The 11,431-nt window shown below is 35.8% G+C and carries 14 protein-coding genes and 1 pseudogene; 14 read left to right on the forward strand and 1 reads right to left on the reverse strand.

What is annotated here, in order from left to right; all coding sequences use genetic code 11:
• Positions 1-88: 88 nt before the first annotated feature.
• From H8704_RS13410 to H8704_RS14580, 5 genes are all read left to right on the forward strand, one after another.
• Complete coding sequence (locus H8704_RS13410; RefSeq protein WP_330606020.1) at positions 89-304, forward strand: hypothetical protein; 216 nt, start codon at positions 89-91, stop codon at positions 302-304.
• The gene (locus H8704_RS13415; RefSeq protein WP_249298593.1) at positions 291-701 is read left to right on the forward strand and encodes an HI0074 family nucleotidyltransferase substrate-binding subunit; all 411 of its coding nucleotides are present in this window, start codon (positions 291-293) and stop codon (positions 699-701) included. The genes H8704_RS13410 and H8704_RS13415 overlap by 14 nt, the downstream gene beginning before the upstream one ends.
• Positions 702-777: 76 nt before the next feature.
• A complete protein-coding gene (locus H8704_RS13420; protein WP_249298594.1) occupies positions 778-1,155 on the forward strand; it encodes an SdpI family protein in 378 nt (125 codons plus the stop codon).
• Between the two features lie 457 nt (positions 1,156-1,612).
• Positions 1,613-1,759 (forward strand): maltose acetyltransferase domain-containing protein, encoded by a 147-nt coding sequence (locus H8704_RS14575; protein WP_330606021.1) that lies wholly within the window; start codon positions 1,613-1,615, stop codon positions 1,757-1,759.
• 146 nt (positions 1,760-1,905) lie between these two features.
• Positions 1,906-2,235 carry an LbetaH domain-containing protein gene (locus H8704_RS14580; RefSeq protein ID WP_330606022.1) on the forward strand — a complete coding sequence of 110 codons (330 nt, stop codon included), beginning with the start codon at positions 1,906-1,908 and terminating at the stop codon, positions 2,233-2,235.
• Positions 2,236-2,318: 83 nt separating this feature from the next.
• Here the strand turns inward: H8704_RS14580 and H8704_RS13430 are convergent, their stop codons facing one another.
• On the reverse strand, positions 2,319-3,215 hold the full coding sequence (locus H8704_RS13430; protein ID WP_249298595.1) for an AraC family transcriptional regulator: 897 nt from the start codon (positions 3,213-3,215) through the stop codon (positions 2,319-2,321).
• A gap of 233 nt (positions 3,216-3,448) precedes the next feature.
• Between H8704_RS13430 and H8704_RS13435 the strand changes: the two genes are divergently transcribed.
• The 9 genes and pseudogenes from H8704_RS13435 to H8704_RS13475 all read left to right on the forward strand — a co-directional run bounded on the left by H8704_RS13435 (position 3,449) and on the right by H8704_RS13475 (position 11,236).
• Complete coding sequence (locus tag H8704_RS13435; RefSeq protein WP_118676176.1) at positions 3,449-4,048, forward strand: DUF1349 domain-containing protein; 600 nt, start codon at positions 3,449-3,451, stop codon at positions 4,046-4,048.
• A 295-nt stretch (positions 4,049-4,343) separates the two neighbouring features.
• Positions 4,344-4,541: pseudogene (locus H8704_RS14465) on the forward strand (DUF3795 domain-containing protein); the annotation flags it as partial.
• Positions 4,542-4,654: 113 nt separating this feature from the next.
• Complete coding sequence (locus H8704_RS13445) at positions 4,655-5,368, forward strand: LytR/AlgR family response regulator transcription factor (RefSeq protein ID WP_249298596.1); 714 nt, start codon at positions 4,655-4,657, stop codon at positions 5,366-5,368.
• Positions 5,365-6,735: a GHKL domain-containing protein gene (locus H8704_RS13450; protein WP_249298597.1), complete on the forward strand. Its 1,371-nt coding sequence runs from the start codon at positions 5,365-5,367 to the stop codon at positions 6,733-6,735. The genes H8704_RS13445 and H8704_RS13450 overlap by 4 nt, the downstream gene beginning before the upstream one ends.
• A 251-nt stretch (positions 6,736-6,986) precedes the next feature.
• On the forward strand, positions 6,987-7,787 hold the full coding sequence (locus H8704_RS13455; RefSeq protein WP_249298598.1) for a FlxA-like family protein: 801 nt from the start codon (positions 6,987-6,989) through the stop codon (positions 7,785-7,787).
• Between the two features lie 21 nt (positions 7,788-7,808).
• Complete coding sequence (locus H8704_RS13460; protein ID WP_227249986.1) at positions 7,809-8,564, forward strand: hypothetical protein; 756 nt, start codon at positions 7,809-7,811, stop codon at positions 8,562-8,564.
• A gap of 95 nt (positions 8,565-8,659) precedes the next feature.
• Entirely contained in the window at positions 8,660-9,412 is a 753-nt protein-coding gene (locus H8704_RS13465) for a hypothetical protein (RefSeq protein WP_249298599.1), read from the forward strand.
• Positions 9,413-9,501: 89 nt separating this feature from the next.
• The gene (locus tag H8704_RS13470; RefSeq protein WP_249298600.1) at positions 9,502-10,533 is read left to right on the forward strand and encodes a DUF4885 family protein; all 1,032 of its coding nucleotides are present in this window, start codon (positions 9,502-9,504) and stop codon (positions 10,531-10,533) included.
• 82 nt (positions 10,534-10,615) lie between these two features.
• Entirely contained in the window at positions 10,616-11,236 is a 621-nt protein-coding gene (locus H8704_RS13475; protein ID WP_249298601.1) for a DUF6033 family protein, read from the forward strand.
• Positions 11,237-11,431 lie beyond the last annotated feature (195 nt).

Below are 11,431 nucleotides of genomic sequence, written 5' to 3' on the forward strand. Positions count from 1 at the left end.
TTTGTCAAAATGTTTTGCCATGATAAATTCCTCCTTCAGTACGATACTTTTATTGTATCACTAATCGACGGAATGAAAAGCTCTCACTTTGACTTGTACTATTTATATTCTAACACCAAATACAGAACGAAGTGATATAGATATTGCGGTATATGGTGGAGAGTTTGATCGGTTTTATTGGGATGTTAAGGAAAAAATACATTCGCTTCTAATGTTTGATATTGTACAGGCAGATGCGGCAATTTCAGATGAATTGAAACAAGAAATAGAAAAGGATGGTGTTACGATTTATGAAAAAGCTTGATAATTTTACAAATTGTTTGTCCATATTGGAAAATGCGGATTTTAAACTTGCAGAAACGAATGATATATATCGAACAGGGATTATTGGACAATTTAATCTTACCTTTGAACTTGCCTGGAAAGCATTACAGGAAATTATGAGAATGCACAGTGTAGAGGGGGCTTCTACAGGATCTCCTCGTGAAGTTTTGCAGCTTGGTTATAGAATTGGATTTATCAATGATCCTCAAGTATGGCTGCTTATGTTAAAAAAACGAAATACTTCTGTTCATATATATAATGAAGATGAAGTTGATGAAATGATTCTATTGATACGTGACAGTTTTATCCCGGCTTTTACTGTTCTTAAGGATATGTTGGTAAAGAAACTTAATGAGGCTGAAAGTGACTGGATGTAAGATGAACGCAGGTCATGTTTTTATATATTTTGGAATTGCGAAAAATACTAATTTATAGGTTATGGAGGTGGATTTTATGTCGTTTTGGTGGTTTATGTTAATATGTGATTTGATAATTCCCATTGTTATGATCATTGCCGGAAGAATGATGTGGAAACATTGTCCCAAAAGTATCAATGGTATAGTGGGATACAGAACAAATCGTTCTATGAAAAATATGGATACATGGAAATTCGCACATGAATATTGCGGAAAACTTTGGTGGAAAATAGGATGGTTTACGATTATCCCTTCTGTTTTGGTACATATTCCGTTATACCATAGTGATGAGAATACGATTGGAATTGCTGGGGGAATTCTTGTGACAATTCAATGTATTATATTGATTGTATCGATTTATCCAACAGAGAAAGCTTTAACAAAACATTTTCATGATGATGGAACACGTAGGTAAATCCAAGATTGTGGGGAAAAAAGAAAATACAACTTGCAAAAATGGAAAAAATATGATCTATTTATTAAATGATGTTGAGGTAAAAATATGAGACAGAAAAATAGATGCATTAAAGAGGATCATGGCTCATTATCATATGGGAAAAGATGTTTATTTTAATCCGGCAGCGATTTCCGGAACACTTGTATATGTTCTGTAAGTAGAAAAGATTACAGGAAAAAGAAAGAAACTGAAATAGTATATGAGTTTTATAATACATTAGAGAAAATGTTAAAATTAGCGTGGAATTGCCATACATATTTTCTATAAAATCAAAACCGGTAACAACAACTCTGGGGTAATTTAAAAATCGGTCAACTTCACTGACGGAAAGTGCAAAAGCATTAAATATAATATTTCAGACCATGAGAGCATGGGGAAACAGATATTTATAACTTTGAATTGAAGGTTATCAGGAATGACAGAAAGAGAAAAAATGATAAATGGAGAGTTGTATGATCCAACAGATAAGGAATTCGAACAATTACGACTGAATGCACGTAAATTATCAAGAAAATATAATTTAATGACGAAGATTGCTCAGAAGAGCAAATGCAGATATTGAGAGAATTATTGTCGGCAACAAAGGAACTTCCGTATTTACAGGCACCTGTTTATTTTGATTATGGATGTAATACGTTCTTTGGGAAATTCAGCTCTGCTAATTTTACCTGTTTAGACGTATGTGAAATACATATAGGGTAAAATGTGATGATTGGTCCAAATGTTACCTTGGCAACTCCTATGCATCCATTATTACCCGAAGAACGTAATATCCGAAAAAGAGAAGATGGCAGTTTTTATAATCTTGAATATGCGAAACCAATAACTATAAAAGATAATTGCTGGCTGGCATCTAATGTGGTTGTTTGCGGTGGTGTTACCATAGGAGAAGGGTGTGTGATTGGTGCAGGAAGCGTTGTAATAAGAGATATTCCACCCTATAGTCTGGCAGTTGGAAATCCATGCCGTGTTATTCGCAAAATAACTGAGAAAGATCATATGCCAGATGGAATTGCAAAATTGCAAACAGATAGATAAAATTTATAAATCTATCCATTTGCATATAGATAACGAAAAAACAACATCATCTCCAATTATTGCAGCATTACAGCAAGTAGAAATTAAGAAAGACCCTCTGTTTTCTTCTTTCTGTATTCATTTGGACTCATATGATAATATTGTCTAAACTTCCGGCAGAAATAGCCAGAACTTGTAAACCCGGTTTCTTCTGCAATAGAAGAAACCAATTTTTGAGTGGTACAAAGTTGTTCGGCAGCCTGTGCTAGTCTGTATTGAATCAGATATGCTACCGGAGAACAGTGGATGCCAGATTGAAAAATGTGTAAAGCTCCACTTTTGCTGATAGATGCCGATGCCGCAATCGTCTCCAATGTAATCTCTTCCATGTAGTGATCATGAATATATTGCATCATAGCGTGTAACCTTGCCTGTTTGTGATTTAATCGATGAATACTGTTAGAATCAGAAGTCCAGTCCATATTTTTTTGCAATATGTTCCAAAGCTGAAATAAAAGTTGTATAGTACATAATTCATTATCCCGCTTAGTTTCCTGAATGGTACAAGTTTGTGATAAAAGTTGTAGCACTTGTTTTCCAAATGTGTTGGATGGACTGAAAACTTGATATAGAACAGACGAGTTTATCACAGGGAGAATATATTTTTCGTAAATGAGGCTGTTTTCGGGTGCTAATAGAGTTGGCGAAAAAACAATATTAGGTGCAAATGTACTGCTTTGTGCTTCAAAACGATGCAGGACACCACTATTGATAAATATGCCGCAACCTTTATGTAGTTCTATTTTACTTGACCCTATAAGGCAGAGCGCGGTACCTTCAGCAATATAAAGAAATTCTAATTCATGATGCCAATGCCAGTCAATGCGATGGAAGTCAAATTTCCAAATATTATCAGGATAGTATGCAAATGGATAACGATTGCTGCCATGCTGGATGGTTTCTCGTAGTGTTTCATCTGTAATTATCTTAAAAGTCTCCATGGTATATTTCTCCATAAATAATAAAATTTGTTACATTGTACCATAAATATATGATTTTATACAATGACTAGATATAAAATTTACGATATAATTACATTTAGGTTAAAGGAGAGGATGATGATCTTGGTAGGCATGAGAGGTTAGTTACTGTAGGCGGATTTGGGAAACAAGAATGCCTTCATAAGAAGAAACAAAGCTGTTTATTAGAATAAAAAAGAAAGTGAGGAAAAAAGATGGAGTTTTTGAAAAACAATCCTAAATGGATACGTCAACCAAAGCAGGTACAAATTAGTGAAGATAAAGTTATAATTCTTACGGAAAGGGGAACTGACTTATGGGCACGCACTTATTATGGTTTTCAAAATGATAATGCTCCAGTATTTCAAGTTGAAACAACAGATAAGTACTTTTCTTTTATTGTTAAAACAGAGTTCGAGAGTACCTGTCGTTTTGACCAGTGTGGTGTGTCTATGTATTTAAATAGTGATAATTGGTTTAAGGCATCTATAGAATATGAGAATGAAAAAATACAGCGATTGGGAAGCGTTGTAACCAATCATGGATATTCTGACTGGGCAACAACAGATATATCTTCTAATATTAAAAGTATGTGGTATCGTTTTTCACGAAGGGACAGTGACTACTGTATTGAATGCAGTGAGGATGGCATAAATTTCAGACAAATGCGTATTTTCCATATGTGGGAAGGTGCAGAAAAAATTACTTATGGAATATATGCATGCAGCCCGACAGAAGGCTCATATAAGGCAACATTTTCCAATATGCAGATTACGGAATGTAAATGGGAATCTGATGCAGATTGGCGCGATTGATGATATGCTTTCTAAAGGTAAACCTCATATGAGAATCATTATCAGTTAAATTGAATAATAAATATAAGTCAAAAATAATCCCCGAAAAATTTTAGAATTTTTGGGGATTATTTAACATTAATAAAGGTAAGCGCCTAATCTTCCCACGGATTGCGCCCCTCATAAATCCATGCCATAATCGGAGTGTCTAAAATTAAAAACGATCACTCCAACAATCGCGAAGATTCTCATTCAATGTTGGTGATGTTTACTACAACATTAACATTGAGGAGGTGCCAGATGGCAAACAAACGGTAAGGGCTGTTCTAATATTGGCAAACCTTTCTGGGGAGTTTGTCCGGTAAAGAGCTGTTGTGAAGAGAAAAAGTTGGAGCATTGTGGGGAATGTACTAAAAAAGGAACCTGCAAAAAACAGATTCCTAAATTCTTCTGTTTTCCCAATTATATGGATTACTATGTTCTTCTATTCATGTTTACAAATTTGTTAGCATAAATTGATGACCTTTTCACAACAAAAAAAGGTCAATTCACAACATTCCAGATAGATATTGCATGAACTTATCCGATATAATAGCTATAAATATATGTAAGCAAGGAAGTGACAATATGCAAATTGCTATCTGCGATGATGAAGTATCTATGGTTCAGATATTGGAAGAAAAGATAAAAAAGTTATTGCCGGATGCGGTTATAGATAAATATTTATCGGGTGATGAACTGATCGCAAGTGGCAGTAAGCCGGATATTCTTTTTCTGGATATTCAGATGCCGGGAATGGATGGGATGGAAACGGCAAAGGTGCTTCGTCAGGACAATGAAAATATGATACTCATTTTTGTGACAGCAGCAGAGGAATATGTTTTTCAGGCATTTGATGTCGGAGCATTTCATTATCTGGTTAAGCCATTTTCCGATGAGAAATTTAAAGAGGTTGTGACAAAGGCAGTCCATAACATAAAAAGGAGTTCCAGACTTGAAAAAGACGAAAAATATATCATGGTACAGACCGCCGGAAGTCATATAAAAATTTTTCTGCGTGATATTGTGTATGCCGAGGTGTATAACCGGAAAGTTATTATCCATACACGAAGTACGGATATTGAATACTATGGTAAATTACAGGAATTAAGTGATATGGCAGGAACAGATTTTTTCCGAACACACAGAGCCTATCTTATACATTTTAAATATGTAGAAAAATATGATGCAACTTGTGTAACTATGAAAAATGGAACTGCATTGATTGCAAAAAAGAATTATCCGGAGTTTGTGAAGCAATATCTGAAGTATAACCAGAGGAAAGGAAATGAAGTCAGATGAGTTTAGTGGAAAGATGTTGGATGATCACATCGAAGTTTTCTGTTATTGCAATTTTGATTATTACAGGAATCTGTTTTGGTGTTTTTGTATATCCATATATGAAAAAGAAAAGGGAAGCTGCTCTGGTCAGTATTGTGTATATTGGAATTATGTCTGTGCTGTATCTGATACCGCAGCAGATTGGCAATTTTTCTGCATATATGCTGGGAGTTGTGGCTGCATTTCTTGTGATGTATGTACAGGACAGAAGAAACATTTATCAGAAAATATTTCTTGCAGTGACATTTTTTTCTATCCGTTGGCTTGCGGTTGCAATGGCAGGCAGAATGGATGATTTTATCACAAAAGCTCTGGTTTTTGGGAATACGATTGCAGGAAGACAATGGCTACAATATGTACTTTATGCTGGAACGAGAATTCTGGATATTGTGCTTTGTATCATTTTCCTTGCAGTCGCAATCGGTCTGATCAATAAAGCATATGTATACAAAAATGATGAAATGAGCGTTAAAGAGCTGGTAATGCTTATCATGCCTTCTCTTGTGGGAGTTACAGGGTATGGTATTCTGCAATATTATCTGAATATTTATGAAAAAGATACAGGAAAGAGCCTGACAGATACCTATGGATTTTATGGAACTTTAAGCTTCGTGCATTATTTTATCTCTATCATAGCAATTCTTGTTATGACTACGATGTTTCAAAACTGGAAGGTGGCACAGGAAGAACAGACAGGGCAGGAGCTGGTATTAAATCAGGTCAGTGATATGAAAAAGCATATCGGGGAAGTGGAAAAGCTGTATCAGGATATCCGCAGCCTGCGTCATGACGTGGGGAATCATATACAGATGCTGGAACATCTTGTTGCAGAGAATCATATGGATGATGCAGCAGAATATATGGAGCATTTGAAAAAGGAGTGGAATGAAATATCTCCTGAGATAAAAACGGGGAGTCCTGTCATTGATGTGATTCTGATGGAAAAGTTAAGAGAAGCAGAGGAAAAGCAGATTCGTTTTATATCAGATTTTCATTATCCAAAGGATACGAAATTAAATGCATTTGATTTAAGCGTGATCTTAAACAATGCACTGGATAATTGCATGGAAAATGTAAGTGGAGAAAATCCTTATATCAGTCTCTCTTCTTTTCGGAAAAACAGTATTTTTATGATAACCATAAAGAACAGATATGAGGGAGAGTTAAATTATAAGGACAGTGATCTGCCGGAAACAACGAAATCCGGGAAGGAGCATGGAATTGGACTGCATAATATCCGGAGGGTTGCAAGGATGTATATGGGAGATATATTTTTAGAGCAGGAGAATCAGGAAGTGGTTCTAAGTATTATGTTACAGGTAGAATAAGGACAAAAAGCACTAAGTAATCTGTGAAACATCAGAATATTTAGTGCTTTTTATTTGCTTCACAACAAAAAAAGGGCGGTTCACAACATCGCTGTTTATTGTAAAGAAAGATATGCCGAAAGAATCAGTAAAGAGAAATCATGTTGTACAGATTTTTAAGGAAACGGATTTCAGAATTTAAGCTCAAGGAGGCCAAATCCTCTCCTCACCAAAGGGTTCGGATTTTGCTTCGCAAAACAAGGAGGATTAAAATGAGAATCAATGGATTTAGTGGGACAAATACGCAGACCGGAACAATGGGAATGACACAGGGGAATGATTCTGTAAGTAAAAATATTCAGAATCAGATTGCAAATGCACAGCAGAAGCTACAGGATTTATCATCGAATGAAGAAATGTCATTAGAGGATAAGATGAAAAAGCGTCAGGAAATACAGCAGGAGATTAACAATCTCAATCAGCAGTTAAGACAGCACCAGATCGAGCAGAGAAAGGAACAGCAGAGTAAAAATTCGTCATCTATGGATGATATGGTGGCTGGAACAAGTAACACTTCTATAAAGAAAGACACCGGATTGTCACAGGCAAGTATGCAGGCGATGCTCTGTGCAGATTCTTCCATGAAACAAGCAAAGGTGCAGGGAAGTATGGCAACACAGATACAGGGACGTGCCAGTGTGCTTGAATCTGAAATCAAACAGGATGTCGGAAAAGGAAATACTGAGAAGAAGGAAGAAGAACTGGCAGAGCTGCTGGCAAAGGCACAGTCTGCGACAGCAGCACAGATGTCTACACTTGCAGATGCAAATAAATCAGTAGAAGAAGCTGCAAAAGCGGAGAACAGCAATACAGAAGACACTGCAACAAAGAACAATACTGATAAATCCGAGAAAACACAGGAATCTGCGGGGGCTGCGGCAGAGGAGACAGACAGCGTAAAGAATACGGATATCAAAGGGGAAACACAGGTGACAGTAGAAACACCGACTCTGGAAAATGCACAGAATGCAACACAGCAGGTAGTGTATACACCGATTGATATTCGTTTATAGTTGGTAAAGGAGAATGGTATTATGTCAGAGATTAAGAGTTTTAGTGATTACACAAGTAAATATAACAGCAATGTAGATTATTCCGCATTATTTGGAGGAACTTCCGACAGTTCATCTGTAGGAAACACCAATATGCTTTCTGATTATGCTGCGATTAAAAATGGAAGCTATGGAAAACTTATGAAAGCATATTATGCAAAGCAGGATGCAGAAAAATTATCGGGGAAAGGCGATACTTCACAGAAGCTTACACTGATGAAAACAAGTGCGGATTCACTGAAAAAATCAGCAGATGCACTAAACGATGCGTCACTCTGGGAAAAAAAGAAAATAAAAAAGAAGGATGAAAAGACCGGGGAAGAAACAGAGGTAGAGGATTATGACTGGGATGCAATTACCAAAAAAGTGAAATCTTTTATTGATGATTATAATGATGTTGTTAAGGAGGCAGGAGAATCCAATACAAAAGATGTCCTTAGAAATGCTTCATGGATGACAGGCATGACAGACAAAACCAGTCATTTACTTTCTAAAATAGGTATTACCATAGGAAAGGGGAATAAGCTGGAGCTGGATGAAGACGAATTGAAGAAAGCAGATATCAGTTCATTGAAAACGGTTTTTACAGGTTACAATTCCTTTGCAGGCAAAACAGCCCAGAAAGCAGCTGGTATATCAAATGCTGCGAATCGCGCAAGTGCGACTTATACAAACAATGGTACATATTCGAAAAAAGATTCCTCTCTAACGTCAAGTAAGATAGATAAGGAAGTGTAGGAATATTGTATGAGTGACTAATTTAAGTAAATGTATATCACTAATTAGTAAACATGAAAGTGAATAGGCGATTGCGAAATGTGAAAGGAGCGGATATGAAAATATTTCAAACACCTTCTCACGATAGGTTTTGTTTATTCGAAATGGAAAGAAAGAGTAAAGATTTCAGAGGTATGGATGGCAATGCTGCTTATAAAAATAAGCAGATAGACAATGTAGAAATATCGAATGAAGGAAGGCGGGCATTGCGGAAAAAATTAAGAGAAGTAAAGCCAAAAGTTGAGGAACCGATAGGATATGAATTAACAATACAAGATACAAATGAGGTTGAATGGGAACATTATATTTCTATGAGAGAATATAGTGGACTGACGTTAAAAGACGGAAAATACAATCTAGAAGATGTGATGAAGTCTATGATGGATGCTTATGAAACACGTTACAATTATATTGTGAAAGAACATGAGAATGGAGAACGTCAGGTTTCTTATAATCTCACAGGAGAAAATTCATTAACACTTGATGAAGACTTGGCAGGTTTAGACAGGGCATATAATAAGCGATTAGCAAATCTGGCGGGATATATTGTATGTCAGCAGACAAACGACGGTTCTAAATTCTTTCAAACAACTAATATGAAGAAGAATACAGCAGAACAAAAAGAATATATAGATACTGCGGTATCTATGATGGAGAAAGCACAAAAAAGATTTTTAGAAATGCGTGAAGAACCGAAATACACAGCAGGAATTGCAAAGAGTGTAATTTGGGATATTATGAGTAACGATAAGAACTTTATGGAAACGACTCAGAGGTTATTTGCTAGAACAATATATCACAATGCTTAAAAAATATTTTCTAGAGAAATGAAAGGCTGTTTAATGTTGCAAGAGAATGTTGGCAGTTGTTATGAGACTTATATAAGGTAGGGGATAGTATGGTTACTGTAAATAATTATTACAACAACATACCAGTAGGCAGGGATTTAAATAATCTGCAAAACACTTCCGGTACTGGTACAACTGTAGGTTATCAATATGATGGACTTACCGAGAAAGATCGTTTCGTACAAAAAGTTTTGCAGGAGCATTATGATAAAGTGTACAAAGAAAATTTGTCTCATTCTGATCCAATGGCATATATCGAATCAAAATATTGTGATGTGACCTCACCTAATTTTTGCTCATATATGACAGAAGATCAGCGTTCCATAGCTTACCGCAATGAGAAAAGAATGTTACAAACAGGAGGAAAATATTCGGCTGGATTTGCCCGGTATGATTATGCATTAAGAAATTACAAGGATGTATATACAGGTGGTTCAAGAAGTACAGGTTATATACGCAATACTGACAAGGAAAAGCAATATGCAAGAAGTGTTGTCAATCAGCAAATTTCAAATCTGTTTTCAAAAAATGGAATATCATTATCAAAACAAGCAGATTTGACTTTTTCTATTGATCCATATACATATCAATTAACTGTGTCAGGAAATGCAGATAGAGACACATTATCGCAGATAGAAAAATTGCTGAATGAAGGAGATAATGCAAAAAATATTTGGACGCATGCGTGGATTTGTATGCATGATTCATACAATGAAATTGTTAATTCGCAAGCAAATATGAAAAAGGCGAACCAATATTCTTTATGGCATGAAGTCTATGAGATAACAGGGTATGATGCACGCAATGCGACATATAGAAATGGTACTTTTATTGCAGAGGATGGCACAGATTTACTTGCCTTGTTTAAGGAAAAGGCTAAAAATGGCGCAGGGTATGAACTTTATTCTAATAGATGGTTGGAATATGCTAAGAATGGATGGAAAAAAGAAAATGATTTAGTATTGAAAATAGGCTTTGACAGCAGTGGGTTGTATGATATAGGGCAGGAAAGAGGGTATGGAGCAACGCAGAATATGTGGATGAAAGGTATTAGTCAAAGTATATTTGAAGCTAGCGTGTGATCAATATTATATTGATTCTGAGAGAAATCCAACAGGTGGCATAGTTGGAAGGACTCCGAATAATGAAAGGAGATATGTTAATATGGCAGTTACAGGAATAGGAACTTATGCGTCATATACGAATAGTTATGGCAATACACAAAATGCTGGAAACAAAACGGGCAGGACATATAAGAATGCTCATGAATATAAGAACTATTTAACACAAAAATACGATTGTTTACGAAGCAGGGATTATTCTGTAAATATAAACAGTTCTCTTTTGTCAAAGGCTATGGGAGATGAAAAGACAAAACAATGGTTGGAGTACAATTTATCGCTAATACCAAAAACAATAGAACAGTCAAGAGCTTATGTGGCAGCAAGAGGAGCAAAGATACTGAGTTATAGTATTACTATAAATGGATATGATAGCATGAGTTCTGTAATGTGTACTCAAGATGAAGTTGATCCGGGAACAGAAAAAGCAAGGAAAGAACTTGAAGAAAGACTTGAGAAAAGGAAAGCAGAAAAGAAAGAGACAGAGGAAAGACTGGAAAAACAGCGTGCCGAAAAACAGGAGCAGGAAGAACGGCAATATAATCTGAAAATTGATGGAAAAGATGTAGATGACCTGACAGGAAAAATGGTGGAATTGGTAGGTACTTCAATTCCTATAGGAGTGACGGAAAGCGGAGTTTCGACATTTGATGTGCTGGCATAGAAACTGATATGAGTATGCCGGGATGTATTGACATGGAAGAAATGATGAGTTTGTCAAGTAAAACCTGCACTGGTATAAGAGACCGTTTCAAGTTTTGTGTAAACTCAAAAAACTGACACAAGATTTTATTGATAGTTATTAAGAGCAGAGACCAGATTTTGGTTCTCTGCTCTTATTTGCATTATACTGGTATAA

Source organism: Jutongia huaianensis (assembly GCF_014384985.1).
GTDB lineage: Bacteria > Bacillota > Clostridia > Lachnospirales > Lachnospiraceae > Jutongia > Jutongia huaianensis.

Excerpts from the sequence above, each read along its gene's own strand:
- H8704_RS13415 (WP_249298593.1), top strand. The coding sequence starts at position 291 with ATGAAAAAGCTTGATAATTTTACAAATTGTTTGTCCATATTGGAAAAT.
- H8704_RS13420 (WP_249298594.1), top strand. The coding sequence starts at position 778 with ATGTCGTTTTGGTGGTTTATGTTAATATGTGATTTGATAATTCCCATT.
- H8704_RS14575 (WP_330606021.1), top strand. The coding sequence starts at position 1,613 with ATGACAGAAAGAGAAAAAATGATAAATGGAGAGTTGTATGATCCAACA.
- H8704_RS14580 (WP_330606022.1), top strand. The coding sequence starts at position 1,906 with ATGATTGGTCCAAATGTTACCTTGGCAACTCCTATGCATCCATTATTA.
- H8704_RS13430 (WP_249298595.1), bottom strand. The coding sequence starts at position 3,215 with ATGGAGACTTTTAAGATAATTACAGATGAAACACTACGAGAAACCATC.
- H8704_RS13435 (WP_118676176.1), top strand. The coding sequence starts at position 3,449 with ATGGAGTTTTTGAAAAACAATCCTAAATGGATACGTCAACCAAAGCAG.
- H8704_RS13445 (WP_249298596.1), top strand. The coding sequence starts at position 4,655 with ATGCAAATTGCTATCTGCGATGATGAAGTATCTATGGTTCAGATATTG.
- H8704_RS13450 (WP_249298597.1), top strand. The coding sequence starts at position 5,365 with ATGAGTTTAGTGGAAAGATGTTGGATGATCACATCGAAGTTTTCTGTT.
- H8704_RS13455 (WP_249298598.1), top strand. The coding sequence starts at position 6,987 with ATGAGAATCAATGGATTTAGTGGGACAAATACGCAGACCGGAACAATG.
- H8704_RS13460 (WP_227249986.1), top strand. The coding sequence starts at position 7,809 with ATGTCAGAGATTAAGAGTTTTAGTGATTACACAAGTAAATATAACAGC.
- H8704_RS13465 (WP_249298599.1), top strand. The coding sequence starts at position 8,660 with ATGAAAATATTTCAAACACCTTCTCACGATAGGTTTTGTTTATTCGAA.
- H8704_RS13470 (WP_249298600.1), top strand. The coding sequence starts at position 9,502 with ATGGTTACTGTAAATAATTATTACAACAACATACCAGTAGGCAGGGAT.
- H8704_RS13475 (WP_249298601.1), top strand. The coding sequence starts at position 10,616 with ATGGCAGTTACAGGAATAGGAACTTATGCGTCATATACGAATAGTTAT.